Origin of the sequence: Rhizocola hellebori, assembly GCF_016862955.1 — a bacterium.
GTDB lineage: Bacteria > Actinomycetota > Actinomycetes > Mycobacteriales > Micromonosporaceae > Rhizocola > Rhizocola hellebori.
Map to the genome: position 1 here is coordinate 177,334 of NZ_BONY01000004.1, position 26,103 is coordinate 203,436.

The following is a 26,103-nucleotide window of genomic DNA, read 5'->3' on the forward strand; positions in this document are numbered from 1 at the left end:
ATGCATCCGGCGATCGGCAGCCTTCCGGCCCCAGCGCAGAGCGCCGCGCGACGCGACACCTCAGCGATGCCAGCCGCTACCGGCGGTGGTCCGGATGGCGGTGCGGTTGGGGACGGAGCCGACGGAGGTTTTGGTGGCGAGTAGCGTGTCGCGGTCATTCCATCTCCCGGAATGTGATGGCGGCTGTGTCGATGCCAGACTCGCCTGCCCAATCACGACGGAACCAGACTGTCCCGTGACCTGCGCTACTGTCACCTGTCCCGCTGGCACCTGTACTGCCAGGAGCAACGTCGGGATTGGACGAATCCGTCGTGCGGCAACGTACTATTCGATCTCTGTTGTGGACGTCTGACGTCGCTTCAGATCCGGCCGCCCATCGGCCGCGCGCTGCTCCTACACCGGGTGGGACTGCGCGATGTTGGCCTGAGTTGACCGGCGCACTAGCCGGGGTCTAGTGGCGCGGGTTATTAAGTGCTCGGCCCGACCGAGTGTTCGCAGCTCGGTCGACTTGTCGCTGCCGTGTATTCGTGGGGGTTGGCTCATGGAGGTTAATGAGGAGCTCAGAACGCTCATGCGTTCGTGGCGGGCGCGCCTTACCTGCGACGGGATTCCCGGGCTCCGGTCGCAGAGGCCCAATCGCCGTGGCGACGATGTCAGCCAGGCCGATATGGCTTGGCTCACCGACGTCACTGAGGTCTGGTACGCCACACTGGAATCAGGCAAGTTGGCTACTTACAGCGATGAGTTTCTCGATCGAGTCGCGGGCGCTCTGCGGCTTAGCCATCACGAGCGAACCGTGCTGTATTACCTTGCCCTCGGCCGCGAGCCTCGACCCCGGCCGCAGCTGCCACAGCCTGCCTTGCAGTCGGTCAGCCCCGCCGTGCGTCAACTTCTCGATGCCCTGCCATGGCCCGCGTGCGTCGCCGATTCCAGTTTTGAGCTGCTGGCGAACAACCAAGCGTTGGAAGACTGGCTGCCGTACTTCCGCTGGGAACGCAACGTGATGGCGTGGGTGTTCAAGTATCCGGAAAGCCGGGTGCAGCTCATCGATTGGGAAACGGTGTGGGCACCGGTCATGCTGGCCCAGATGCGCGCCGCCAAGGCACGCATGCCGCAGAACGTGGCCCTTGGGCAGCTTGTCGACGAGTGCCTGGCAGCCAACGAATTTGCGCGAAATCTGTGGGACACCCAGCCGGAAGTTTCCATTCATCCGGATGGCGACGTGCGCCAGCTCTATCTTCCCTACTCCGAGGACAAGCCAACCAAGGTAGAGGTTGTCGCCTTGGCCCCCATGCGCAACGCGGACACGCGCGTCGTGATGTTCGTCCCTATCGATGGCTTCGTTCCGCCGCCACCGGCCGCGGGTTCGTAGGCTCAACTGCCACTTTGTCAACTGTTACTTTGTAGCTACTGCCCGCCAACTTCAGTATCCTCGGGGGTCTTGAGTTCCCGACTCAGATCAATCCGGTGAACCAAGGCGAACAGGAGCCACAATGGACGGACTTCATCATATGATCAAGGGGCAATTGACCGCTAGATAGGCTGGGCGTCGTGGGGCGCTGTGCGGCCACCCGGGGGGCGTTGTGATCGCACAACGCATGGGTGGCGGCAGGGCGAAATTCCACACCGTCTTTCAATGGACTTCAATCAAGGCTACGGGCGACCTGCCTACCAGGCGATCGCCCACTGTGTCCGTGCGCCGAGATCCGGCCGGAAATCCGCTAGCAACGGGGGAGAATTTCCGTGATCACCATCGACCATCGACAGACGACAAGGTCTAAACAGCTGCGCCGGCAGATGAGAAAGTGGCGCGAATCGTTGGACCGCAGCTCCATTGCTGGACTGGTCGGCAGCAAGAGGATCGTTACCCAGGAAGAGGCGGCAGTGCTGTGCGGACGTGCCGTATCGCACTACGGAAACTTAGAACGCGGCAGGATCGACCTCAACTATTCCGACGAGGTTCTCGACACTGTGGCGGACGTGCTGCAGCTCGGCGAGACATCTCGGCGAGTGCTGTATCTGCTTGCCACCGGGCGCGAACCCAAACCGGCCCCATATGCGGCAACGAGAGTGAACACCGCGGTGCAGGCCAAGCTGGCGTGCCAGCCATGGCCGGCCTACGTGCTGGACCCCCTATGGAACGTCGTGGAGTACAACGAGGGGACTCTGCAATGGTTCCCGCATGTCGCGACTGAGCCGAACGTGATGCGTGCCTTGACCTGCCTACCTCAGTTGCGCCGGCAGCTGTTGGACTGGAACGACATCTGGCTGCCGCGCGCTATCGCCCAGCTGAAAGGACAGCTCGCCTGGCCCGAGCATGATGAACGCCTGGACCAGCTGGTCGCTGACATCCTCAACCGCTGTCCGCAAGCACGGCACTGGATGTACCACGACGTCACGGTCTGGATGTACGAGGACGGCCAGGTACGGCGAATGATGGTGCCAGGAGCAGATCGTCCCACCACGGTCGTCCTGTCATCGGACACCCCGGCGAGCAATCCGGGAACTCGGCACGTCTCGATCGTGCCGGTGAGCGGCCACATCCCAGCCAGTTGCCAGGCTTACCTACCTGCCGTAAAAAGGTAACTACATTGGCCGAGTTGAGTTTAGAATGTTTGAGCATGTTTCGAGCGGACCTCTAGCGCACGTGGTGATCGTCGACGTGTTTGTAACGGCGACGTAGTCCCGTCGGCCTGTCCAATATGGCCTCCATACCCATCGCCAGCGAGAGCGAGAGCGAGTGGGCATGCCGGCGAGGACGGATCCCGGCAACGCTTCGCGACAGTTCAGACACGCAGATTTGCAGCGCAACCGCCGGACAACATCGACAGGTAGTCCGCCGCACTCGCGATCCACATAAAGCACGGGCAGGTTGCCATGGCTCTGCCCGGTCCTTCCGGCGAAGGAAAGGCCGGACAGCAAGCCATGGCGCCGACACTGCACGAGGAGTGATTAGTTTGTCCGGGGCTCATTCGGGGGTAGCCGCCGCTTGCCACCAGCCAGCCCAAGTCCGCGACATGCCAGGTGCCTTGGGAAAGCTGCGGTACCAGAGCGGCATTAGTCAGCAACGTCGCGGCTGCGTCGTACCTACCGCCCGTCCGCACACAGCACGTGTGGGATGAGGATGTGCGGCGATGCCTAACGTCACGGGCGTCTACGAGTTGCACACTCACGATGGCGGCCACATCACACAGCCCAGCGCCGGCCAGCTCGCCGAGGCCATCATGGCGTTAGCCGCGCCGGACAACAGATACCTATATGTGCAGCCGGAACCAGACACCAACTGGTACGTCGAAGTAACCCTGCCCGATCCCGCCACCGCCGACGTGTTCAACGGTCCTTACGAAATCCACTTCCAGGACAACGATGCCGACCCGGCAAGGTGGAGCGTCTACGGCGACGACCCGCAAGTCATCGCTACGCGCATACTAATCTGGGTCCAATCGATGATCAACGCGCGGCTATGATGCGAACGTTCCGTTCCATGACACTTAAAGCACAGGCAATTTGCGTCACGGGTAGGTGCTCGGCGTTCCAATCAGACGGGCCTCACCGCACCCGCGTGGGCGGGATACCGCTGCGGTGAGGCCCGATCGTTAGCGTTCACTGCGATGGTGCGCGGCGGGAGCCCACGGATGCCGCATAGCACATTTGCGCCAGCGACCTGTGGGCTCGTTTCAAGCCGCTCCTCGAGCAGGCGATTGCCTGCTGTGGTGATCCGCTGCACGTTGCGAACGTATTTGACGTCGCCGAATCCGCGGTCCGCTACGCGGACGTCGACTGCCATCTCTTCGAGATGGCAGTCGAGAATTGTTACACGTTCACTGGGCATCACCCGGATCCGCTTGGAGCATGAGCGGTCGACTCGATCGCCGCCGCGGCCGGTCGCCGGATAGCGTCGTGCTGGCCGTTGACCGCCCGGTCGCCCAGCCAATCCAGCCTGGCTGAATCCTCACGCCACCCCGCGCCGACCGCCGCGGCAACCGTCTCCCGGCACCGATCTATGCGTTCGGCCGCGGACCCGGCGCCGAACACCGTCGAGATCACGTCGACGACGGCATGCCTAGGGTCCTGGCCGCTTTCGAGTCGACCCTCAATCACCGCAACCGCAAGCGCAGCCAGTAGGTCGCGGCTGGCCTCGTCGGTCTGCGCGTCCTGCTTAGCCTTACCCGGCTCTGGTGCCGATATCGTGTGCACGCTATAGGTCGAGGCGACCAGCAGCCTCTTGCGCTCGAACGGCCGCTCGACACAGTTTGCATACCAGCTCGGGTGAGAATGCATAGCAGCGACCACCGTTGCGATGTCGCGCGCCACCGAGTACATGGCTTCCCGATCGTCTGCGCCCTCGGCCGCCCGTTGGCGCGCCCACATTCCGATCGGCCGGACCTGCATGCGCGCACCTGTTTCCACGCCCACCCACTCCAGCATCTTTATCCCCAGCTCCATCAGCTGCTTGTCATGGTTCAGCTTCTGCGTCAGCCACTTCGGGATACGTGGACGCTGCAGCGCGCCGCGCTCACCGCGACGACGTCGATGAGTGTCGACTGTCACGGCGGGCACCCGCCTGACGACCCAGCCTTCGAGGTTGTGTATCGGACTACGGCCGTTACGGAACAGGTCGTCGAGGACCGCATCCATGTCGTCATCGAAACAGTCGAGGCCGTCTTGGCACAGGTTGCCGGCGGACACGGCGTTCCTACGGCGCGCCCCCAGCGGGCGGGTCAGTCGGTGAAACACCACCGGTTGCAACAGCTCGTACGCTTCGTTCCGGAGTCGGCGACGTTCATCAACGGAGGCAGCGCTGAAGTGAGCGACAAGTTCGCCCTGCCGCGCCAGGTCTCGCACACTGGGCTGGGTGCCATCGACCTGCATCTGCGCTTTGTCGCTCAGCGCAGTCGTATGCACGTTGTGTGTGCCGCCGAAGATGCGTGTGCGTTGCACCATGAACTCCAAACTTGCCTTGCCTACATCGTGTGTCTGGTGCAGCAGATGCGTGAGGACGATCAAATCCAGCGCGCCTTCTACGACGATCACGAGGTCGGAATCGGAAGCTACCAAACCGGCGGTGTCATGAACATTGAGGAACTTTCCGCAGCTGATGGATCCACCGAGCAGCGCTGACTTGGGGGTGATTGCCGAACTCGCAGCCGCGAGCGCTGCCGGAAGCTCGGCCCTCCTGTACGGAATTTGGTCTCCGCTTAAGATGAGGCCGCACCGCTCAAACGCCGCGGCCCTTTCTTGCTCCGCGGCATCGTCGGCGTCGCTGCGGATCTCGGGCATGCCACACCGAGCATCGGGTGGCAAGAACACCGGCAGATGGCTTCGATCCGATGCATTTGGGAGGATCTCGGCCGAGCCGGAACCCCCGTTGTGTTGCGTACCAATGTAGATGCCCGCGAGCTGAAAAATCGAATCTGATCCGCACGCAGCTGTCACCTGCTCAGCAGCCGGGGGAGGCGATACAACCGCCTGAGCCTCTGCCTCGTCTAGGATGTGTTGAGCTTGCGCATTTGCCTCCGACACTAGCCGACGGGCATCACGCTCGGCCTCCTGGCGGAGCCGTGCCTGCAGATCGGCGGCCTTTGCCAGCGCAGCGTCCTGATAGGCGTCAGCTTTATCGCGAATACGCTTGGCGTACCGCTCAGCCTCTTGCCGCACCCTGCGGGCGTAGAAATCCGCGGCGTCCCGGATGGCTGTTGCCATCAACGGGCTGTGGCGTACAGGCTTTGGAAGCAGCTCGATCAGTCTTGACCCGGAAAGGTCGACCTCGATGCCAGCCACCCTGAGCGCGTGTGATGTCGGGCAGACCAGCGTCGGTTGCATCTCCACTGGCAGTTCCTGCGCCGTCATCGGACTGCGCTTCTTGTGCTCACGCAGCTTTGCGCGAACTGCATCGTCGGACAACGACTGCTCAGTGGCGCCTAGGAAAAGATCGACCACCTCATCAAGCAACTCGCGGAGCGGCTCGTTGCCTGGATTGTTGACAGTCATCCCCGTCCCTCCCGTCGTTCCTCAAGGCCAACCGAATCGTGATCGAGCAGCCAGGCTTCATGAAGCCGGGCTCTGGCCAGCGACAGCTGCTTGCGGATCGCCGCCTCGTTCTTCCTGAAGTTCTTACTCATCTCGTCCACAGTCATCCCGCCGAATACCAAACCGCGGATGACCTGGCCCATCGCTGGCGTCAAGACGTCCCACCGCGACAGAAGCCACTCCTTGAGCTCCACGAGCGCTAGACCCGAATCGTCCACGCCGACAAGCTCGTCGACCTCGCCCTCATCTTCCTGCAGCAGCACCTCCAGCCCACGCGTCGAATCCCGGAACAACGCGGCGATATGGCTTTTCACCGCCTTGCGGGCGTACGCCAACGGATGGCCGATGGTTTCCCAGCGCTTGTCCACATCGAGCATCGCGGCGGCGGTGACCTCCTCGGCCTCGGGCCAGGAGATCCCTCCGCGAGAGAAGGCGAAGGCCGCCAGCACGCGGTAATTTTCGAGGTAGAACGTGTCGAATGCTGCCTGCACTGCCTGTGACCTGACAGCGCGGGCAGTCTGGGTCACCGCGCTTTGTCCCGTGTTGGGCTGCGCCACACCGGGACCTCCGATCGGTAGCTGGGCCTGTCACATAGGGAAGGTGCAGTTTTGGGGCCTCGTGTGAACACGAGACCCCAAGATTTTTCGGGCGAGATCAGCGATCCAAGGTCAACACCCAGCCGACCAGCGTGGTCGCCATCGCCGCCACTGTCACAGTCACGCCCATCGAGTCCGTGATCAGATAGGTGCCCACCGTCTGCGCAATCGCGGCGTTGATCAGACCGACCACAGTTCTGGCCGAGAACCGACGCCCCCCAGGTGCTAGGGTGATATTCACGAACAACTTCCTCCTGCCTCACGGCCAGCCCAAGCACCGGCTCACTCAGGTAGGTGCGAGATACCGCGATCATGTGAACATTTGCAGGTCACCGCGGCGCAGAGTTGGCCTTGCTCGCCGAAGGTCATCCGCATCGTAGACAAGGCTAACGATCACACACGCTCCGGCTTGGCCAACCCATTCGTCGACACGGACGTCCAAAGCGGCCGCCCCGCCGAAAAATGATCAGAACGCGGCTCCCTGGCAGCTTCATCGACTAGTACGGTGTGCTGAAAGCCTGGCGTTTCCGTGTCAACACACAGTGGGACGACACCGAGGGGAATCTCGCCCAGCACGGGGTTGTCAACCGGTCACACATGCCGCGGTTCGCCACGAAAATCCGGCAAGACCGCGCCATAGTGACGCACACGATCCTTCGAGCTCGCGGCGATCATCCTTCAGTGTTCATGAGCTGCTGGAGGTCAGTCCGATATCCCGCAAGTTCCATTTCTGCATATCTGGAACTCCTCTGTGTGACACCGGTTCATTCCATTCATTGAGGATTTTGGCGGGCTGACGTAACTTCGGATTTCTGAAGCGTTTCAAGAGGGGTGATCCCAGTGGCTGCGGTACCGGGCCACAAGATGGCCCGACACCGCCAACCCACACCTGCTGATCAACCGGGAAACAGCACTGACCTTCGACCCGATCAGCACCTGCCTTCACCGCGCCTGCGACCCGCGGACTGCCTGCCAACCTCGATCGCTTGCGAGTTCATCGGCAACTCGAGGAAGCGATCGCCAGCAACGCGGACCCGCTGCATCTGGCCGAGATGTTCGACGTCTGCGACAAGACCGCCGTAAAAAAAGCTACCAACGCACGCCATCTGCTTGGATCCACAGTAGAGCGGCACGCGTCCGGCTCCATCGGGGGCGAGGAGAAGCCAAACCGTACACCGCCGACGCGTAGGTACATATCTGGCTGGCTGATCAACCGATACCGTTCTCTGCCGACGTGCCACATGTTTTGACTGCCCATACGTTGAGGAGGCTGTCGGTGCATGGCATTGGCGCTCGGGTCGTGGCTGCATGCTTCGTAGCGTTAGCGACATTTGTTGGCTCCTGGTGGATGATCCAAGCTCAGGTCGGTTGGGGCCAAGACACGGCGCTCGGCGTCGCTGGGGCTGCGATGGCAGTGGTGCTATTTGTCCTTGGGTTCTGGGTTCTGCGCGGTTCCCGTGGATCAGTCGTCGAGACTGGAGATAGTGCTCGTGCAATGCCTGTAACGAATTTGAGTGGTCCAAGATTGACTCGATTTCCGACCTCCGGTTTGGCCGGTGTGGCTTCCGTGGTTGTCGTGCTTGCTTGCGTAGTAGGAGCCTTTGCCGTTTGGAATTCAAAGATCCGGGGGAACGGGGAGACGCTGGTGGCGGACCTTGCGGCGTCGGTAGAAGTAAATCGACCGCAAGCAAAGATAACTCTTGAGCGCATTACGCTCCGTCGGGCGCACGTTGAGTTTACGTTCATCGTGAAGAACCTCACGGAGTCCGATATTGTCGTTATGCACCGAGAACACTCTTGTGCGCTTCGGGATCAGGCGCATCGAGACCTTTGGCGGGGTACCTGCATGAAGGATGCCGAGGGTTTCTTCCAAAATGACTCAATTCTTGGGCCGGGAGAGACCAGGACGTTGATCGCACAGGCTGATGTTGATGGCATTGAGGCTGCTAGATTTGCCTTTCTTGAAATCTCGGCAGATCTGGGCTTGTTCGCATCGACGCGGATTGAAATGCCTGAGGCGGAACTTCGGCCCGTGGGTGCGGTTCCTTCTTGAGGGATATCGGTCCCCGAGCCACACCAATCGACATATACGGATGCGTGACCGCCACGTCGTGAAGCTCGCCCGACACCATGATCACAAGCTGGAGCTCGCTCCAAAGGAACGCACCCGACCTGCACAAGGCACACGGGCTGACCTGAACCACTGACATGTAAACTCACCCGGCGAGTCATCAGGAACCCACGGGCCCATCAGCGCATACTGACCCCGACGGACCCGTGAGTTCCCGGTGAGAATCCGTCTATTTCCCCGAACCTGCGGGGATTACGTGCTTCTTTAGGATGAGGACGTCCTCGTGTGCAACGAGGTGGGCAGGGACGCCTTCGGCACGGGTCTTGCGCACGGCCATGAGGCCGAACAGGTTGGCCCGGTGGATGATCTGGCCGTCGCGGACAGCGGCTAGCATCGCCGCGCACCGCTGGACCGGTTGTAGGCCAACACCCTGCGCGATGGCCAAAAGCTCGCCAGGCAGGTCGATGAAGTCATCTGGCCTGCGCCGCACCGGACGGCAGGTGATCGCAACGGTGCCTCCAGGGCGAAGCAGCGCGACGCTCGCCGACAGGATCGCGGCGAATCCGCCTAGCAGCCCCGACCAGTTCTTGTAGGCGAGGTTGCCGTGCTGACGGTCGCCATAATGCTGATCCCATTTGCGGACACCGTCTTTGGTGCCGCGCACCAATCCGTGCGTGCCGCGCCCGTACGGCGGTGAGGTGAGCACGAGCGCTACTCGGCCCGCCGCCGAAGCGGGGACCAGGTCGAGGAGTGCCGTGGCATCGCCGGTGAGGATTTTCGCGGCGCCTGTCGCGCCTTGCGATGCGGCGAGGTCCACGTTGGCCTGCGCCAGTGCGGTGAACCGTGGCTCGATGTCGATGCCGATCGTGTCACGTCCGACATGGACGGCTTCGACCGCGGTCGTGCCGGATCCACACATCGGATCGAGCACCAGGTCACCGGGCGCTGTGAACGTGTTGATTGCATGTGCGGCGATCGCTGGCAGCATCTTGCCCGGATGGCTTGAGGTCTGGGCGACATAGCGTCCCCGGCGCTGGTCGCGTGACGGGCGTTGGCAGGTCAGCCACACTGACGTGACGGGCATTTCTTGTGTCATCACCGGCCACCTTCTTCGGCGCCGCTGTTTGTGAAGATCAGGACGTCGGTATGGATGTCGAGTTGGGACAATCCGTCGGTTGCACCGGTCGCGGCCACGACATGCTGTAGGTAGCGAAGCCCAGCCGCTTTGGCAGCGGCCACGACATCGGCCGGCAGGATCGGATTGCCATGCGCGAGCAGAACTGCCACACAACCGCCGGGGAGCAGCTTGGCCCGACATAAGGCGAAGAATTCCTGACCCAATACGCGGGTGTGGGGCCAGCCGGTGACGATTAGCGTCGCCGGTTCCTTGCCCCAGCCCGATTGCCGCGCGGCCTGGAGACGGCTTCGCCGCCCCGCGGCGATGACCGCACGGGCCAGCTGCGGCCCGTCAGTCAGATCGATGATCAGCTGACTTGGGTGGGTGAGGTTGTGGACTAGCCGCACCCCCGTCTGGTTGGACATCGTCTCGTCCTGCGCAGGTGCCGGGACCGGCCACACGGTGATCGGCACGGGGTGCTCGCCGGACACGACCTCCCCGACCGGGAGAGGCGCGTGTTGCGGATTCTGCTTCCTCATAGTGGGGTGGCCCCCGACGCGGACAGCGGCAGGACGTACTGACAGGTCCCAGTACCGGGCTGAGAGGCGAAATGGACCACCCTGAAAACCTCTCAGTACCTCTCAGCGGCAGAACCACAGGCCACAACGCTTGCCAGATGGTAGGGCCGAGTCTGGGCGGAACCTCTCGGTAGCGTTCGGAGCGTCTCAAGCCGTTGGTGATGGCCCGTTTGAGAGGTGCGAGTGCCGCAATCAGAGAAGAACTGGCCCGTGCAGCGTGTGCGGGCTTGGCCTTCTTCAAGGGAGCGACACCATGGCGATTCTTACCGCCTTGTCAGCGATCGACCACGCCTTCGCCCAGCTGACCACCGAACGCCCGACACCGATGTTCTTCGACGCCGGCACTGTGCCCGGGCTGCCGGACCGGCCGATGTCGTTACAGGAGCTGAGCGATCTGCTGCGCGGTCGCGTCTACGTAGAGGTCACCGACGCGGTCTGGCGGCAGCTGGCAGGACATGCCCGCCAGTGGGGCGGGGAGTGGGTGACCGCCGCCGCCGGGATAGCCGCGCCGAGCCTGACCAAGATGGCCTCCCGCCTCGGCCGTAAACATCCGCAGCAGATCGAAGACATCGATTCCGAAGTGCTGGCTGGGTTCCTCGACGCGCTCACGCATGCCCCGCTGGAGCCACCGCAAATGTGGCTGCGGTTGTGCTGGGCCGCGTGGCGCGGCGGCCTGCGCGCGGTGCCCCAGGAGGAGATGCTGGAACTGAGCTGGGATGTGCCGTCGGGTTCGCGGCTGCCGCGAAGGCCATACGGCCACCCCGATCTGCTGCTGGGACGGGCTTGCCGGGCTGGGGTCATCACCCCCGATGCGGCTGAGCTGATCGGCGCAACCCGGTACGGGGGCGAGCTGATCGACGTTCTGGCGGCGCAGAAGGACATCACCCCGGCCGCGTTGCGCAAACGTAGGAGGGCTGCAGAGCTTCGATTGGCCTCCGTGTTGCGCACCGGCGACCTCTCAGGCCCAGCCCACACTCCGAAGGCGAACACCTCACAACGAACCACGCGACCGGAAACCTCACAGCTGCGGCTGACAGGAAACCTCTAACCAGCGCTGACAGGCACTGAGAGGTGCTGAGAGGATTTCAGCCCAGTCCATTTCACCTCTCAGCCCGGTACTGGGCGGTGCATGTCATCCACGGCATGCCCGCCCGGTGGGACACCGAAGGCGGGCTCAATCACCACGGAGTCCGGTTAGCGGCAGCGCACGGCGTACTGACACCAGCCGAACCTCTAGCCCGAAAGGCAGAGCGCCCCGGACCGCACCCCACGGGTGATCGTTTCTTCTCGCTGGTCCCGCCGCGGCGGCCCCACAAGCCTTGTGGAGCCCCGCAATGCACACCTTCCAAATCATCAACTCTGTTCTATCTGACCTTTCCGCTTTCGCGCCCGACCCGGGCGGCGGCACGGACAACAGACTCGCGGATGTCATCAAAGGCATCACCAGCTGGATCATGGGAATTCTGGCCGTGGTCGCCACCATGTTCCTGACCGTTGGCGGACTTCGTTACATGTCCGCCGGTGGCGACCCGTCACAAGTCGAAGCCGCCAAAGGCAACTTCAAAAGCGCATTGGTCGGGTACGCGCTGGCAGTCCTGGCCCCGGTAATCCTGGGCATTTTGGCGAGCATTCTGGGCGGCCCGCAATGACCGGCATGGTGATGACCGGCATCGTGATGTGGGTGGGCGGCCGGCTCATCGCCATCCTGAACTGGCTTGCCACCGGCTTCGCCGTCCAAATCGGGTCCTCACCCGACGTCACCGTCTTCCCTCAGGTCAAAGCGTTGGCGGGCAAAAGCGCTCTGGTGGTCAGCGCGTGCTATGTGTTAGCAGTCGTGGCGTGCGGCATCGTGACGATGGTTTCCGGATCGATGCAGGCCCGCTACGGGGTTAAGGAACTGGTTCCACGCTTGGTGTTCGGGTTCGTCGCCTCGAACTTCGCCGTCCCGCTTTGCGCGGCGCTGATCGAGGTCGCGAACGCACTGACCGAGGCGATGGTCGGCGGCAACGGTACCGCGGTCTTCGACGCGGCCACCATGATCGTGACCCATCTGGGTGCGGCGCTGACCGACGAAAGCACGGCGCTGCTTGCGGTCATCATCGGGGTAACCATCGTGTTCCTGTTCTTCACGCTGATATTCACCTGGATCGTGCGGGTGGTGGTGCTGGTGATTTTGGGCGGGCTCGCCCCGATCGCGATGGCCTGTTACGGCACCCCATGGACCGAGCCCGCCGCGCAGCTGTGGTGGCGGACTCTGCTGGGGACCCTGGGCACAGCCATCCTGCAGGCGATCGCGTTCTCGATGGGTATCAAGATGTTCATCGATCCTGAGCTCAATGTCTTGACCCTGCTCGGGATGGCCAATGGCGATGTCGCCAACCTGCTGCTCGCTCTGGTGACACTGTGGATGACCGTCAAAATTCCCGGCCTCATGCGCCGCTACGTGACAAGGGGCAGCGGCAACACCAACCCAGCGGTGCTGATCATGCGTACGGTCGCGACTAGCACGGTCGCCCGTAAGCTGCCGATCAGGCGAGGTGCGTGATGGCCACACATGACACCGACGACATATCCGCGCGGGCGGTGGTACCAGCCGACATCGGTCAACCTGACAAGATCGCTTTCGGGTTGACATTTCGTCAGCTGGCCATCATCGGCGGCATCGGTCTGCTGGGTTTCGGCGCATATCGCCGCTACGGTGACCAGCTGCCGTCGCTGGTGTGGCTGATCCTGGCCGCGATCCTCGGCCCGGTCGCGGTCGTCATCGCCTTGGGCCGCCGGGACGGGTTGAGCCTGGATGTGTGGCTGCGCCACGGCCTCACGCTGACCCGCAGCCCGAAAGTCCTTGCCCCCGGCCACACTCACGGCATCACCGCCGTGCACATAGCCGGCAAACCTGTGCTGCCTGCACCGTTGCGGCTGCCCGTCACCGCCCTGACCAACGCCGGAGTATTGACCGCCGCCGGAACCGCACGGCGGGTTATCGCATGCTCTGGCATCAACATTCATCTGCGCACCCCAGCCGAGCAGACCGCGCTGCTGGATGGTTTCGCCAGGTTCCTCAACGCTCTGACCGGCCCGGCGCAAATCCTGGTCACTGCCGTGCGCCACGACCTTGCCCCATATGCCCAAGCCGTCGAGGATACGGCGGCACGGCTGCCGCATCCCGCGTTGCAGAACGCCGCCGCCGGCTACGCCCAGTTTCTGCGCGAGCTGGACGCCAGCCGCGAACCGCTACGCCGCCAGGTGCTCATCGTCGTTTCTGGCGAGCACAGCGCGGAGGCGGCGGTGCGTGCTCTGTCTGGGCTGGGCGTGGAAACCGAGCTTCTTGACGGCGGCCAAATCGCAGCTGCACTCGCCACCGCGGCCGACCCCTTCACCTCGATCGCGCCGGGACCCAAGGCGGTACCTGGCGCTCCAATCACCTTGCGGAGTACATCATGACGAAACCGTGGAACGGGCTGTGGAGACCCACTGCCACCAACAAGAACAATGCCGCAGCGGCCGGGGATCTCGCCTCCCCGGCCGCTTTGCATGTAACCCCCACGCATGTGAGGGCGGGGGAAGGGTTCGCTGCCACCGATGTGGTGTGCGGCTACCCGGCCGAGGTCGGCCCGGCCTGGCTCGATCCGCTGCTGTCCTACCCCGCTCGTGTCGACGTTGCCGTGCATTTCGACCCGGTGCCGTCGCCGATCGCCGCGCGGTTGCTGCAAAAGCAGCGCGCGCGGCTGGAGTCCTCGCGGCGCATCGACGCCGACCGCGGACGCCTGGCGGACCCGATCACCGAAGCCGCCGCTACAGCGGCGCACAGCCTTGCCGACCGGGTGGCGCGTGGGGAGAAGCTGTTCGACACCGGCATCTACATCACCTCCCACGCGGCCAGCGAAGAAGATCTCAATATCGTGCGGGCCGGGATTCGTGCTGCTGCCGCGTCCTCGCTGCTAGACGTGCAGCCTGCCACGTTCCGTCACCAGCAGGGCTGGGAATCCAGCCTGCCGTTGGGCATCGACAGCGTCCGGATGCGCCGCATCTTGGACACCACCGCCCTTGCCGCCAGTTTCCCCCTGGCGTCGCCGGATCTGCCTGCACCCGCTCCTGGTACTTTCACCAAGCCGGGCGGTGTCCTGTATGGGCTCAACACCACCTCGCCGGGCGTCGTCTTGTGGGACCGGTGGTCGTGCGACAACCACAACAGCGTGGTCTTGGCCCGAAGCGGCGCGGGCAAAAGCTATTTCACCAAACTGGAGGTCTTGCGCTCTCTGTACCAAGGCGTCGAAGTCTCCGTCATTGACCCAGAGGACGAATACACACCCCTGGCCGAACATGTCGGCGGTACCGTCGTACAGCTCGGCGTACCCGGAGTGCGAGTCAACCCACTCGACCTGTCCCACGACGGCCGACCCGACACCCTGACCCGTCGGGGCCTTTTCCTGCACACCCTCATCGCCGTCATGCTCGGCTCCGCTGGCCGGGATTCGGCACTGAGTCCGGGGGAGCGGGCCGCGCTGGATCGGGCCATCACCGCCACCTACGCCGCTGCGGGCATCAACACCGATCCGGCCACCTGGACCCGCCCCGCCCCGCTTCTCAAGGATCTGGCGGCCACCCTCGGCACCGACGGCAACCAGGCCGCCCGCGACCTTTCCGCCCGGCTGACACCATGGACGGTGGGAAACTTCTCCGCGCTGTTCGATGGCCCCACCACCACCCCGGGCGGTGCCCACCTGCAGGTGTGGTCGCTGCGACACCTCGCGGACGAGCTGCGCACGGTCGGCACCTTGCTGGCGCTGGATGCCATCTGGTCCGCCATCGACGTCCCAAACCGCAACCGGGACACCAGCTTGCGGCCGCTGGCCCGCAAGCTGGTGGTGGTTGATGAGGCGTGGCTGCTGATGCGCGACGGCGAAGGCGCCCGATTCTTGTTCAAACTGGCCAAAGCCGCCCGCAAGCGGGCCGCCGGGCTGATGGTCGTCACGCAGGATGCCGCCGACGTGCTGTCCACCGACCTTGGTGTGGCGGTGGTGTCCAACGCGGCCACCCAGATCCTGATGCGCCAAGCCTCCCAGTCGATGGACGCGGTCACCGAAGCGTTCAACCTCACCGCAGGGCAGGCACGTACCTTGATGGCCGCAGCACGGGGCGAGGCGATCTTGTGCCACGGTCGGACACGGATCCCCTTTAGAACTATGGCCTCCACGGAGGAACACGCCATCGCCTTGACCGGGATCGGTGAAGAACCGTGATGACGGCGACGATGTCCGGGTGGCTGCAGTGGAGTGCCGCCCGGCCATGGCTGGCCATCGGCGCAGCTGCGGTGGTGGTGGCGGTGGTGTTCGGCCGTGACCGGCTTGCCGAATGGCGGCACCGCAGGCTGGCCGTCAAGGCCCGCCTTGTCACCGTCGCGGCGCCACCGGAAGTCACGGCGGAATCGGCGGCGGTCCTGTGGACCACGATGACCGGGGTGCTCACCCCGTCGGTGTGGCGGCGCATCGTCTACGGAACACCGCATGTGGCGTGGGAGTACACGTGGACCGGCCGCGCGCTGGCCATCGGGATCTGGGTACCTGGCACCATCCCGCCCGGTGCGGTGGAGGCGGCGGTGCGGGCGGCGTGGCCCGCCGCCACTGTGGCCGTCGCAGAGGCGACTGCTCCGATACCGGATAGCGTGGCCGATGCGGTAGGCGGGGCGCATTGGCCGCTGCAACACGATGGGCTGCCGTGGCGCACTGACCATGACGTCGATCCACTACGGCCCCTTTTCGCCGCCGGCGCCGAGGTGGGCAACCGGGAGCAGGCCTGCGTGCAGATCCTGGCCCGCCCTGCACCTGCTGGCCGTGTACGCGCCGCCCGCCGACGCGCGACGCAGGCCAACTTCCCCGGCGGGCGGCCTGACGTGGCCGCCCGATTCCTTTCCACTGGTGCGCGCCTGCTGGCCGAGGGAATCACCGCGCTGGTACAGGCGCTGCTACCAGGCCCATCCCCGCGACGAAGCCCTTCCGGGGCGGCTGCGCGGGTATCGCTGGACACCGTAGCGGCGGCGGCAGCGAAAACGGTGGTGGACAAAGCGATCCGGGTACCACACTTCGAGATCGCGATCCGGTTCGCCGTGGCCGCCACCCGTCAGCCGCGCGACGCGAATATCGATCCGGTGCGGGCCAAGCGCCTCCACGAACGGCTTGTCGGGCTGGCGCACACCTTCGGCGCGGCGTCGGCGGTGTATACCGGCCCGAACCGGTTGCGGCGGATGAAGATGCCTGCGCCGGTCGCCACGTTGGCCGGGCGCAGGCTACGGCATGGATTTATGGCGACCGTTCCGGAGCTGGCCGTGTTGGCGGGGCTGCCGCTGGATCTGGCGGTGCCAGGTTTGGACCGGGCAAGGGCCAAGGCGGTCCCGGCGCCGGTTGCTGTCCCGTCGGGCGGGCGTGGGGTCAAGGTTTTGGGCAGAGCCCAGCTTGGCGGGCACACCGTCGGCGTCAACGTGGTGGACACCCGTCAGCACATGCATGTCATCGGCAAGACCGGCTCGGGCAAGTCGACGCTGCTGCTCAATCTGATCCTGGCCGATATAAAGGCTCGCCGGGGTGTGGTTCTGATCGACCCGCGTGGAGATCTGGTCAACGACATCCTCGACCGGCTTCCCGCCACCTACGCAGACCGGATCGTCCTGATCGACCCGGCGCAGCAGCGGCCCGCCTGTTTCAACCCGCTCGACGACGTCGACGACCCGCAGCTGGCCGTCGACAACCTCGTCGGGATCTTCTCCAAGATCTTCCAGGGGCAGTGGGGCCCCAGGATGGACGACACGATGCGGGTCGCGTGCCTGACATTGATGCGGCACGCCAAACCGGTGCTGGGCATGATTCCGCCGCTGCTGCAGAGTAAACAGTTTCGGGTCATGTTCACCGAAGGCCTCGAAGACCCCGACGGGCTGGGTGGCTACTGGACCTGGTACGACTCGATCAACGAGACGTTCCGCGGGCAGGTCATCGCCCCGGTGCTGGCCAGGTTGCGGGCGTTCCTGTTGCGTGACTTCGTCAAAAGTGTCATCGGCCGCCCGCAGTCGTCGTTCGACATGGCCGACATCCTGGACGGCAAAGCGCTGCTGTGCCGGCTGCCGAAGGGAATCCTGGGCGAGGAGACGACCCGCATCCTGGGTTCGCTGATCGTCGCGCGCACCTGGCAAGCAGCCGTGGCGCGGGCGGCAATCCCGGAAGACCAGCGAAAAGACGCCACATTGTTTGTGGACGAGTGTCAGAACTTTCTGACTCTGCCCGGATCCGTGGCCGATATGCTCGCCGAAGCACGCGGGTTCCGGCTTGGTTTGGTGCTGGCCCATCAGGATCTGGCACAGCTGCCGAAGGAGACAGCGGCGGCCGTGTCGGCCAACGCCCGCACGAAGATCGTATTCAACGTGGATCCGTCTGACGCGCGGGAACTGTCCCGGCACACCAAACCTGAAATCGACGAACACGACCTGTCACATCTGGACGCCTACACCGCAACGGCGCGGCTGCTGGTCGCCAACCGGGAGCTGCCGGCATTCACTTTCACCACCAACCCGCCTGCGCCGATCGTCGGTGAAGCCACGGCGATCCGGCAGCAAGCGGCCGGGGCGGGCATCGGCGGGCAGAACGGCCAAGACGACCCACCGATGATGCGGGTCGCCAAAGAGGCGACGCGTAAACGCCTTTCAAAAGATCGCGAATAGACAACTGTCGTCGCCGCGCGGGCTCGACTCCGTACTCGATGCGCGCTCGAATCCACAGCTAGACGATCTCGACAGATCACCTCGCTCGGAAACCTCTCAGGCCCACTGGCCAGCCAAAACCCACCCTCGGATGAGGATGTGGCGTGTATGGCCCATCCAGACTGCCTATCTTCTTCTTATCTCCCCGGATTCTTACCGACCAGTTTCCCCTTTATTCCCTTCACTTTTTGGCCTTCAGGCCATCTTCTGTCAATGGAGTTCATCGTGCCCGTGACCACCGATCACCTCACCGCCCGCACCTCGCATCTGACACCGCGTGACAGAGACCTGCTGGACAAGCTCGGCGACCATAAGGTCCTTTCCACCAGCCATGTCCACCACATATGGTTCGCCTCCAGGCGCACCGCCGAAATGCGGCTCAACGAGCTGCGCGAGCTGGACATGGTTTCAAAGTTCACGTTCGCCCGCCAGGGCGGCGGTGTCGACGAGCACATGTGGACCCTCGGCGTGCTCGGCCATCAATGGCAGGCCTCGCGCGACAAGCGTGCCGAGCCGACCCGCCGCGCTGCGCTCGCAATGATCCACCAGACCGAAGCCAGCCGCACGTTGACACATCTGCTGCTGGTCAACGAGTTCTTCGCTCGCTTGGCCGGGCACGCCCGCCGGCATCCCGGTGCCAGCCTGGAACGGTGGTGGTCAGATGCCAAGTCCACCAGTGCCTTCCGGGGCGTACAACCTGACGGGCATGCCCTATGGAGCGTCGAGGGCGAATTCGCCGGCTTGTTCCTGGAGGCCGACACCGGCACCGAGCCACTGACCCGCGTGGTGGCCAAGCTGGCCGCCTACCGCAGGCTCGCCGCCAACGACAGCGCCAGCTATCCAGTGCTGTTCTGGTTGCACAGCCCCAAACGTGAAGCCCATCTACAGCAACAACTGCGCGCCGCTAACGTACAGGTATCGGTTGCGACAGCCACCCACGACGCCGACCCCGCCGGGCCAGTATGGCTCACCTCGGGCAGTCGAGACCGCGTCCCGTTCTGGCAATTGCCAAGCAACCACGGCGCCGCGGTGGCCGGGAATCCGAACTTCCGCGACGGGGAGCTCGACCTACCCGGCCGCGACCCCTTCCACCCTTGAGACCCCGAGCGGAAACCTCTCAGCACCAAACCTCTCAGCGCCCGCCATAGCCTCTCAGCCCCACCTCGTCATATCGGGAAACCTGTCAGCCCTGCTCATAGCAGTGCCAGGGAAGCCTGTCAGGGGGGCGGGCTGAGAGGTTTCGTGGCTACGGTGCTTCACGTTTCTCTTTGTTTATCGCACCCCAGCCCCATCCTCGCCGGATCTGCCTGCGCGAGCGGGAACCACCCATAGCCCACCTTCGGGTCGGCTCGTGGTCCTCCTGCCCGCCACCAACGGCAGCCATCCAGTTGATGACGATCTATCGGCCGCGGTGCTGTTCACCCTGCCCAATCCACCCCTGTGAAAGGAGCACTCCGTTATGTCCCCGAACCCGCTTTCCGAGACGCACGTCCTGGTCTGTTTCGCCCCTGGCAAAGACACCGGTTGGATTGCTGTGTCACATGAGGTGCACAAACATGCCGGAGTTCACGGCAGCCCAGCCCGCCGTATGAAGGCTGCGCCCCGCCGTTGGTGGCAGCTGCCCGGCCGTTGGGCCGGTCATCTGCTTGAGGTGCAGCTGGCCCCTTCAGGCCCTGCTTTTGCTGCCGGTGGCCGCAAGGCAGCCCTGGACCTCGATGGCACCGCACGTACCGCGGACCTCGCGGCACGGGCACGGTATCAGGCGTGGCACCACGACATTGCCGGTACCACACCCAGGGCGAAGACCTGGGAGGACTACCTGGCCGGCAACGCGGCGAAGAGGGCCGGCACACAGGTTGGCCGAGAAGAACTTCGCCGCCAGTTTCTGGCGCAGCCACGGGTCCTGGCGATGACCGCAGCGTCGGCATCTGGTGTCCACAAGTTCGATCCCTATGAACTTGACCTGTACCAGTGCAACGAGGCGACATATGCCTGTTTCTATTGGCAGACCGCACTTGTCGGGGATGCCCTCATCACCGCCGACGGGCAGTACCTCAAACCGGCGAGCACCTCGACCTCTGACAGGTTCGAGTACTTCGGCAAGGCCCTGGCCTATCTGCGAGGTCTCGCCGATGACAGCTGCCTGTGCGTGGTCGCCGTCTCGTAACGGGTTCCACCTTCTACAGCCGATGTCTGCCGGTCCCTGCAGGGACCGGCCATCGGCCTGCCCACAAACACCTCTCGGAGAAAAGGAGACATCCGTTGTACCTCACCCATCCCGCACTTCGCCGCATCGCCGCCGCCACCGGCGACGTATGGCCCGATCTGATGTGGCGCTTCCACACCTACACCCGCGACGCCCGCGGCGAGGTGGCCACATTGCTGCATGAGACAAGCTTGCGGTTCAACGACAGCAGCAACCTTGTGGGCCAGGTACTTGGCCGAGCCGCCGACGACATTGCTCGGCTGCAACGGGAACTAGCCACCCACGGCCAGGTACATGCTGGCGGCACCGACCGGCGGCTAGCCGACACGCTCGCGGCGATCGAGCGGCACACCGTGCTGGAACAGCAGCTGCTGCGCCAGTACGACGCGTGGCGCAGCCACGTCGACTCACCCGCGGCCGGCGGAGACTTCCGCCTGCTCGTCAAAGCGGGCGATGCGAGTTGGGGTGTCGCCGAGTTCCGGCGTCACGACCGCGACCAATGGCATGTGCTGCCCGACGAGGAAGCAGCCACCCGCTTTGGCATCGGCAAGCACGCTCGCCGGGCGATCGGCGCCGTTGCACGGATCGAAGGCGGCTACCAGCTCGCTGCCTACCACGATCCGGAATTCCCGCACCCGGATGCGCCCGAGCGTTCGCACCAGCTGCCGGTGTTCGAAGACCTTCAGGCCGCAGCCCGCTGCCTGCTGCGCTGGTGGGCCTACCGAGAGGCGGACAACTGGGACGGCAGATATCCCCACAACTTCGCCCCGGACGAGCTGGCCGCCCTATCCGAATAGAGAGGAGACCGTTGGTATGAATGCCTCGGACCCCATCGGTGCGCTAGTCCGAAAGCGCACCGGCCGCACCCTCGACCAGCATGCGCTCGACAGGCATCCAGCTGCGGCAGAGCTACCCCGGATCGCCGAGCTGGCACGGACTATCAGACGCGAGCTCATGCTCGCCATCAACGACATGGCGCGGCTGTTCGCCGATGGTGGCGACGCCGACCCCCACCGAATTCCTGAGACCCTGCTAGACCCAGTGATCGACTCTGTCGTGTTGTTCACGGCGCAATATTTGGACAGCCGGGCACTGCTGGACATCCTCCTCGTCGACCTGACACGCCGCCGACTCTCCAGTGCAGCGCCCCAGCCGGTACGCCGCTATCTGAGGGAAGGCGACATCGTAAACGTCACAGTTCCGTACACCCCGACATGCATTTCCGGCTCCATCGCCGGCTGCACCATGCGGGTCACGGTCACCGCAACCGGCGCGGTAACTGACCCGGTACTCGGCCCGGTCCGTCTGCACCTGGCCCACCACGACGCAGGCATCTACCGCGACCCGGCAAACGGCCGCCTTTACACCCTGGACCACGCGGCCGCGTAAGCCCGCGCCCTTGCCTCGGCCGCGGCACAGACCGCGCATTCTCCAGGCTGCCCGGCATCCATTAACCGGCAACACCATCTCTCGCACGCCGCCGGCTTTCGGCTGCGCGCCGGACAATGCTGCCCGGAGCGCGAGGCACCACCCCAACATTTCGGCCGGGCACAACCGTGTGCCCGGCCCACCTTCAGAACAGGAGCAACCGAAGTGAAGAAACTCAAGACCGCAGAACAAGCCGTCCTGACCGCCGTTGGGCAGCTAGGCCACGGCAACGTGCATCAGCTCGCCGAGGCCGCCGGCTACGCCCGCTCCACGGTCGACAAGGCGATCAAAGCACTGGCTGAGGCCCAAATGATCGTCGAGTACGACACCGGTGCGGATCCGGCCGAAGGTGTACCCACGCAATGGCAGCTCGCCGAAAACGACGCGTCGGCTCCGATCGGGACCGATGCCGACACAGCGGCCGACGAAGTCGCCGACATCGATACCGACGCAGACGAGCCTGTGCCGGACAATGACGACACCATCGGCGACATCGAACCCGCAACAGATGATCAGACCGAGGGCGTGGGCCTCGACGGTGAGGGCGAATCGGGTAGCGAGGGCAGCGACAGCGAAGATGAGTTCGGGAACGACCACGACGACGCCACCGGTACCGACGACTTCGACGACGATGAGCAGGACGACGGCGATGACGCCGATGGCGATGCGGCGCCCGTCCGCCGGCCGGGAAATCGCCGAGTGATGCAGATCGCTGGGGCGCTGGTCGGCTACCCAGACGGTGCCACCGCCGAGGAACTGTCCGGCGACACCGGGATTCCCGACCCAGCCTTGAACCGGCTGCTGGCCGCCATGGTGTCCGGCGGTGCCGCCGTCGTAGTGGCCACCGACGACGAAGATGCGCCACCACGGTGGAAGTCGGGCACTACCCGCGCCGCCGACATCGATCCTGACCCGGTGATCGTGCGCCCACGGTGCGAGGTCTGCCAGCGCACCTTCCCCGCCGACTGGACACCACCAGCCGCCGACAGCGAGGCGGATCGCGACCGCAAGGCGCCCGACTCGAAGGTGCTCATGCTGGCCGGGTCGATGGTCTCCTACCAGGACGGGGTGAGCGCCACTCAGCTGGTCGACGACACCCGCCTGACACCGCAGATGGTGGCCCAGCTGCTGGAAGCCATGCAGACCGCCGGTGTCGCCGAACGCGTCACCACTGGCGGCGCGGACGGGCAGCCCAGCCAAAGGCTATGGGTACTCAAGCCCGGACCGCTGAACACTGTGGACCCAGAGCCGAAGTGCCCCGGCTGCCGGCGGCCGAGGCCGGGCGTACGGTCCTCCTCCCGCAACACGCCCGCTGGTACCCGTCGACCCGACGCGCTGCCTCGCGGCGTGCTGCGCGAGGCCACGCTCAGGTTCATTCTGGCCAGGCCCGGGATCGTGCTATCGCCCGGCGCGATTGCCGCGGCGCTCACCGTCGAGCTCAACCGCGATGCGGTCAGCCCGGGTGCGGTGAAGGACAACTGCGCCTACCTCGCCCACGAAGGCAAGATCCTCGAGGTCAGCAGCGCGCCATGGTTGTTCAGCACGCTGGCCGACGAGGCTCAAGACACCGTTGACGCCGAAGATGTTCAGGCCGACGAGGCCGCTGCCAGCACCGTGGGCGGCGAAGACCAAGACGGCGTCGCCTAACGCCGCCGCTCTAGATAGCCATGTCGACCCACAGACGTCCCGCATCGAGTCCGGCACGCATCTGCGTGCCGGGCTTTGCCGACGCATCAACAGAACGAAGGTCCAATGGACGACGAGCAATTCATCATTGCGCCGGTCACCGTGCTGCACGGGCACACCAGCCCCGACACCGCCTACCTCGTACCGGACTATCCCTATGGCCAGCTGCGGTGCCAGATCCGGTTCTGGCTGCACACCGCAAACAAAGGCCAGACCAAACAGCAGACCCGATTCATGTACCAGACCACCAACCCCCGCCGCACCGCCGTCGTCTGGAACCAGCCACAAAGCTCCACCTACGCCCAATGGATGATCATGTATCTGGATCATGGTAAGCGCGACCGGCAGGAAAGACCGTTCGTGCAGTACCTGGCTAGCGGAAGGTGGGTCGATCCGGCCCTGCACGACAGGGTGCGGCTGTGCGGTGCCTACGAACAGCTCACCGAGGACAACCGCGCACAGCTTGACTCGATGACCGGCCTAAGCCGCAAAGCCAACCCGGACATGTGGGCTGCCTACGAGAAGCGCAAAAAGGCCGTGCTGGACTACTACACCGAGCACGGCCGGCTGCCGCAGCGCGACGAAGACGGCCTGACCTTGGGCGGCTACATCTTCGAGCAGGACCTGCGGGTCATCGCGGGCTGGGTCCTGGTCACAGCGAAACCCGCCATCTAACCGTCTGGCCACGGCACCTTCGTCATACACCCAGTTGCCTTCCAAACGACGACCGCCGGGTTCAAGTAGGCCCGCATAGCCGGAGCGACAAGGCGCAGCCAAGAAAGTCGCGTATGGCGAGTCCGTGGCCGCCAGCGCAAATCATCGACACCGCCCGCCAAGTATGGCGGGCTTTCCTATTTCTCCCACCGATAAGGAGCGACCTTCACGTGAGTGAGCAAGACATCACCGAGCCACCAGCCAAGATGCTCAGTAAGGTCCGGGCATTGCTAGCAAAGGCACAAGACGTTGCCGCCACCAAGGAGGAGGCCGAGGCGTTCTTCGCCAAGGCAACGGAACTGATCGCCAAGTACGGCATCTCCCGAGCGTTGCTGGATGCCCAGCAGCCGACCGGACCCGTCGCGGCCGACAGGATATTCACCGTGCAAGGCCCATACGCCGAACGCAAAGCCGCCCTTCTGTACCACGTCGGCGAGGCACTGGGCGGTAAAGGAATCCGGCTCGGCAAAGGCCCAGGCCAAACCGTGCGCATCCACCTGTTCGGGATCGAGTCCGATCTGGAACGTGCCGAGCTGCTCTTCACCTCCCTGCTGTTGCAGCTGCACCGCTTCGCCGCGCTGGACTTCGCTAGCGACCCGCATGCGTACAAGTCCGTCCGCAAGTGGCACGGCGACTACATCCGCGGGTTCACCGCCACCGTCGTCGAGCGCATCAGGCGGGCCGAGGCAAACGCCAAAGCAGCCGCATCCAACCACCCTTCAGGCCCCTCGGTAGCGCTGGTGCTTGTGAAGCGCTCCGACCTGGTCCGGCGGGCCTTCGCCGAGCAGTATCCGAAGGTTCGCAAAGGGTCTGCCGTGCGCGTAGGTCAGGGCTACCTCCACGGGCAAGCCGCAGGCCACCGCGCCGACCTCGGCGGCACCAGCCTGCCCGGCACATCCCAAGGTGCTCTGCCCAATAGGTGAGGCGAAAGCAGCCCTCCACCTGACCGCGACCCGCCGGTCCCACGGCGACGGAGTCTGCACCAAGCCGTCCCATCGCCCGGAGTGCCTCGGCGCAAACTGCCCGGGTCGCGGTCACGCCCAAATCCGCCAGAGGAGAGGAGTGCAAGGAAGCAACCTGAACCACGTGGCATGCAACTGCCCGTGCGCCTTACCACCTATCCGCTATACCGGAGTCATCGAAGACGGCACCGGTGGCGACGACCTGATCCCGTCCATGAACGTGTTCGGCCACACCGAAGATGAGGTCTACCGAGGAATCTTCACCACCATAGCTGAGTCGCTTACCAACGGCGTGTTCACCGATCTCCCCCAATGGTGGCTCGAGGAGAACCCTTTGGACCAAGTCCACCTCGACGAGCTCGGAGCCGCCCAGGAATGGCTGGAAGGCTTCCACGATCACGCTAGCTATCCATATTGGACGATTCTTGAGTCCGCCTCAATCCTGGACATGCGCCAGCCAGCCACGCAGGGCGAGTAGCCGCCATCGATTCATTTAGCCCGCTGTGGGCCGCCCCAACAAGGCGGCCCACAGCTCATTTTGCCGTTCACGGCCGAGGAGGAACGCTTATGTACCAGCGCTCGCACAATTCCAACCAACACGCCTGCAACTGCGGGTGTCTCGTCCACGCCGGCAAACCGAGGCTGTTTTTCACCGACCCCGGATGCGACTGCATCATCAGCTGTGCCAGCCAGCCCCTGACCGTGCATGCACCGCAGACCGGGGGTGCCCTGTTCCTCGATCGGAAACGACGGCTCTGGCATATACCCGGGCTTGGGTCTGGCCGCTGGGACGGGAACAGCGCGATCCATTCTGACGCCGATAACGGCTACCAGCTCATCGATGCAGAGCCGGAGCTGGCTGATCTGCTGCTCGCCGCAGACGACGCGCTCGCGGCACTCCTCTGCGGCCACTAGCCACATCAAGCTGACCCGAGGCCGTACACAGGCGGCCATTTTTTGTTGCCCCG

General features: G+C 64.4%; 24 protein-coding genes. 19 read left to right on the forward strand and 5 right to left on the reverse strand.

The features are described 5' to 3' along the window. The first annotated feature begins 571 nt into the window (after positions 1–571). The 3 genes from Rhe02_RS04725 (at position 572) to Rhe02_RS04735 (ending at position 3,467) form a co-directional block, all read left to right on the forward strand. On the forward strand, positions 572–1,372 hold the full coding sequence (locus Rhe02_RS04725) for an MmyB family transcriptional regulator (protein ID WP_203906812.1): 801 nt from the start codon (positions 572–574) through the stop codon (positions 1,370–1,372). A 371-nt stretch (positions 1,373–1,743) separates the two neighbouring features. Then, positions 1,744–2,586: a helix-turn-helix domain-containing protein gene (locus tag Rhe02_RS04730; protein ID WP_203906813.1), complete on the forward strand. Its 843-nt coding sequence runs from the start codon at positions 1,744–1,746 to the stop codon at positions 2,584–2,586. A 548-nt stretch (positions 2,587–3,134) separates the two neighbouring features. Continuing rightward, complete coding sequence (locus Rhe02_RS04735; protein WP_203906814.1) at positions 3,135–3,467, forward strand: hypothetical protein; 333 nt, start codon at positions 3,135–3,137, stop codon at positions 3,465–3,467. Positions 3,468–3,831: 364 nt separating this feature from the next. Here Rhe02_RS04735 and Rhe02_RS04740 read toward each other — a convergent pair whose 3' ends face one another. From Rhe02_RS04740 to Rhe02_RS04750, 3 genes are all read right to left on the reverse strand, one after another. Beyond that, entirely contained in the window at positions 3,832–5,991 is a 2,160-nt protein-coding gene (locus Rhe02_RS04740) for an SPFH domain-containing protein (RefSeq protein ID WP_203906815.1), read from the reverse strand. After that, positions 5,988–6,521, reverse strand: coding sequence for an RNA polymerase sigma factor (locus tag Rhe02_RS04745; RefSeq protein ID WP_203906816.1), 534 nt, complete (start codon positions 6,519–6,521; stop codon positions 5,988–5,990). The genes Rhe02_RS04740 and Rhe02_RS04745 overlap by 4 nt, the downstream gene beginning before the upstream one ends. A gap of 163 nt (positions 6,522–6,684) precedes the next feature. Next, positions 6,685–6,867 carry a hypothetical protein gene (locus tag Rhe02_RS04750; protein ID WP_203906817.1) on the reverse strand — a complete coding sequence of 61 codons (183 nt, stop codon included), beginning with the start codon at positions 6,865–6,867 and terminating at the stop codon, positions 6,685–6,687. A gap of 1,605 nt (positions 6,868–8,472) precedes the next feature. Here Rhe02_RS04750 and Rhe02_RS04755 point away from each other — a divergent pair. Continuing rightward, the gene (locus Rhe02_RS04755; RefSeq protein ID WP_203906818.1) at positions 8,473–8,679 is read left to right on the forward strand and encodes a hypothetical protein; all 207 of its coding nucleotides are present in this window, start codon (positions 8,473–8,475) and stop codon (positions 8,677–8,679) included. Between the two features lie 247 nt (positions 8,680–8,926). Here Rhe02_RS04755 and Rhe02_RS04760 read toward each other — a convergent pair whose 3' ends face one another. Both Rhe02_RS04760 and Rhe02_RS49635 read right to left on the reverse strand, forming a co-directional pair. Next, complete coding sequence (locus Rhe02_RS04760; protein WP_239123361.1) at positions 8,927–9,793, reverse strand: DNA methyltransferase; 867 nt, start codon at positions 9,791–9,793, stop codon at positions 8,927–8,929. Further along, entirely contained in the window at positions 9,793–10,287 is a 495-nt protein-coding gene (locus Rhe02_RS49635; RefSeq protein ID WP_239123362.1) for a hypothetical protein, read from the reverse strand. The genes Rhe02_RS04760 and Rhe02_RS49635 overlap by 1 nt, the downstream gene beginning before the upstream one ends. A gap of 358 nt (positions 10,288–10,645) precedes the next feature. Between Rhe02_RS49635 and Rhe02_RS04765 the strand changes: the two genes are divergently transcribed. The 15 genes from Rhe02_RS04765 to Rhe02_RS04835 all read left to right on the forward strand — a co-directional run bounded on the left by Rhe02_RS04765 (position 10,646) and on the right by Rhe02_RS04835 (position 26,050). Continuing rightward, positions 10,646–11,440 carry a hypothetical protein gene (locus tag Rhe02_RS04765; RefSeq protein ID WP_203906820.1) on the forward strand — a complete coding sequence of 265 codons (795 nt, stop codon included), beginning with the start codon at positions 10,646–10,648 and terminating at the stop codon, positions 11,438–11,440. A gap of 286 nt (positions 11,441–11,726) precedes the next feature. Continuing rightward, a complete protein-coding gene (locus tag Rhe02_RS04770; RefSeq protein WP_203906821.1) occupies positions 11,727–12,041 on the forward strand; it encodes a pilin in 315 nt (104 codons plus the stop codon). Next, complete coding sequence (locus tag Rhe02_RS04775) at positions 12,038–12,937, forward strand: hypothetical protein (RefSeq protein ID WP_203906822.1); 900 nt, start codon at positions 12,038–12,040, stop codon at positions 12,935–12,937. The genes Rhe02_RS04770 and Rhe02_RS04775 overlap by 4 nt, the downstream gene beginning before the upstream one ends. After that, positions 12,937–13,836 carry a PrgI family mobile element protein gene (locus tag Rhe02_RS04780; RefSeq protein WP_203906823.1) on the forward strand — a complete coding sequence of 300 codons (900 nt, stop codon included), beginning with the start codon at positions 12,937–12,939 and terminating at the stop codon, positions 13,834–13,836. The genes Rhe02_RS04775 and Rhe02_RS04780 overlap by 1 nt, the downstream gene beginning before the upstream one ends. Continuing rightward, the gene (locus Rhe02_RS04785) at positions 13,833–15,635 is read left to right on the forward strand and encodes a VirB4 family type IV secretion system protein (RefSeq protein WP_239123363.1); all 1,803 of its coding nucleotides are present in this window, start codon (positions 13,833–13,835) and stop codon (positions 15,633–15,635) included. The genes Rhe02_RS04780 and Rhe02_RS04785 overlap by 4 nt, the downstream gene beginning before the upstream one ends. Next, complete coding sequence (locus Rhe02_RS04790) at positions 15,635–18,100, forward strand: type IV secretory system conjugative DNA transfer family protein (protein ID WP_203906824.1); 2,466 nt, start codon at positions 15,635–15,637, stop codon at positions 18,098–18,100. Before Rhe02_RS04785 ends, Rhe02_RS04790 begins: the two co-directional genes overlap by 1 nt. Before the next feature lie 252 nt (positions 18,101–18,352). Continuing rightward, on the forward strand, positions 18,353–19,237 hold the full coding sequence (locus Rhe02_RS04795; protein WP_203906825.1) for a replication-relaxation family protein: 885 nt from the start codon (positions 18,353–18,355) through the stop codon (positions 19,235–19,237). Between the two features lie 361 nt (positions 19,238–19,598). Next, positions 19,599–20,306 carry a hypothetical protein gene (locus Rhe02_RS04800; protein WP_203906826.1) on the forward strand — a complete coding sequence of 236 codons (708 nt, stop codon included), beginning with the start codon at positions 19,599–19,601 and terminating at the stop codon, positions 20,304–20,306. Between the two features lie 95 nt (positions 20,307–20,401). Continuing rightward, a complete protein-coding gene (locus Rhe02_RS04805; protein WP_203906827.1) occupies positions 20,402–21,142 on the forward strand; it encodes a hypothetical protein in 741 nt (246 codons plus the stop codon). Between the two features lie 16 nt (positions 21,143–21,158). Then, on the forward strand, positions 21,159–21,734 hold the full coding sequence (locus Rhe02_RS04810) for a hypothetical protein (RefSeq protein WP_203906828.1): 576 nt from the start codon (positions 21,159–21,161) through the stop codon (positions 21,732–21,734). A 204-nt stretch (positions 21,735–21,938) separates the two neighbouring features. Continuing rightward, complete coding sequence (locus tag Rhe02_RS04815; protein WP_203906829.1) at positions 21,939–23,420, forward strand: hypothetical protein; 1,482 nt, start codon at positions 21,939–21,941, stop codon at positions 23,418–23,420. Positions 23,421–23,525: 105 nt separating this feature from the next. Further along, positions 23,526–24,134, forward strand: a complete 609-nt coding sequence (locus Rhe02_RS04820; RefSeq protein WP_203906830.1) for a hypothetical protein — start codon at positions 23,526–23,528, stop codon at positions 24,132–24,134. 209 nt (positions 24,135–24,343) lie between these two features. Then, positions 24,344–25,096 (forward strand): DUF2786 domain-containing protein, encoded by a 753-nt coding sequence (locus tag Rhe02_RS04825; protein WP_239123370.1) that lies wholly within the window; start codon positions 24,344–24,346, stop codon positions 25,094–25,096. Between the two features lie 139 nt (positions 25,097–25,235). Further along, positions 25,236–25,613, forward strand: coding sequence for a hypothetical protein (locus Rhe02_RS04830; RefSeq protein ID WP_203906831.1), 378 nt, complete (start codon positions 25,236–25,238; stop codon positions 25,611–25,613). Positions 25,614–25,702: 89 nt separating this feature from the next. Further along, complete coding sequence (locus Rhe02_RS04835; protein ID WP_203906832.1) at positions 25,703–26,050, forward strand: hypothetical protein; 348 nt, start codon at positions 25,703–25,705, stop codon at positions 26,048–26,050. Positions 26,051–26,103 lie beyond the last annotated feature (53 nt).

Coding starts and splice junctions, on each gene's coding strand:
- Rhe02_RS04780 (WP_203906823.1), top strand. CDS start 12,937: ATGGCCACACATGACACCGACGACATATCCGCGCGGGCGGTGGTACCA.
- Rhe02_RS04775 (WP_203906822.1), top strand. CDS start 12,038: ATGACCGGCATGGTGATGACCGGCATCGTGATGTGGGTGGGCGGCCGG.
- Rhe02_RS04755 (WP_203906818.1), top strand. CDS start 8,473: ATGAAGGATGCCGAGGGTTTCTTCCAAAATGACTCAATTCTTGGGCCG.
- Rhe02_RS04820 (WP_203906830.1), top strand. CDS start 23,526: ATGGACGACGAGCAATTCATCATTGCGCCGGTCACCGTGCTGCACGGG.
- Rhe02_RS04765 (WP_203906820.1), top strand. CDS start 10,646: ATGGCGATTCTTACCGCCTTGTCAGCGATCGACCACGCCTTCGCCCAG.
- Rhe02_RS04770 (WP_203906821.1), top strand. CDS start 11,727: ATGCACACCTTCCAAATCATCAACTCTGTTCTATCTGACCTTTCCGCT.
- Rhe02_RS04740 (WP_203906815.1), bottom strand. CDS start 5,991: ATGACTGTCAACAATCCAGGCAACGAGCCGCTCCGCGAGTTGCTTGAT.
- Rhe02_RS04760 (WP_239123361.1), bottom strand. CDS start 9,793: ATGACACAAGAAATGCCCGTCACGTCAGTGTGGCTGACCTGCCAACGC.
- Rhe02_RS04795 (WP_203906825.1), top strand. CDS start 18,353: ATGGAGTTCATCGTGCCCGTGACCACCGATCACCTCACCGCCCGCACC.
- Rhe02_RS04800 (WP_203906826.1), top strand. CDS start 19,599: ATGTCCCCGAACCCGCTTTCCGAGACGCACGTCCTGGTCTGTTTCGCC.
- Rhe02_RS04735 (WP_203906814.1), top strand. CDS start 3,135: ATGCCTAACGTCACGGGCGTCTACGAGTTGCACACTCACGATGGCGGC.
- Rhe02_RS04810 (WP_203906828.1), top strand. CDS start 21,159: ATGAATGCCTCGGACCCCATCGGTGCGCTAGTCCGAAAGCGCACCGGC.
- Rhe02_RS04725 (WP_203906812.1), top strand. CDS start 572: ATGCGTTCGTGGCGGGCGCGCCTTACCTGCGACGGGATTCCCGGGCTC.
- Rhe02_RS04790 (WP_203906824.1), top strand. CDS start 15,635: ATGACGGCGACGATGTCCGGGTGGCTGCAGTGGAGTGCCGCCCGGCCA.
- Rhe02_RS04835 (WP_203906832.1), top strand. CDS start 25,703: ATGTACCAGCGCTCGCACAATTCCAACCAACACGCCTGCAACTGCGGG.
- Rhe02_RS04785 (WP_239123363.1), top strand. CDS start 13,833: ATGACGAAACCGTGGAACGGGCTGTGGAGACCCACTGCCACCAACAAG.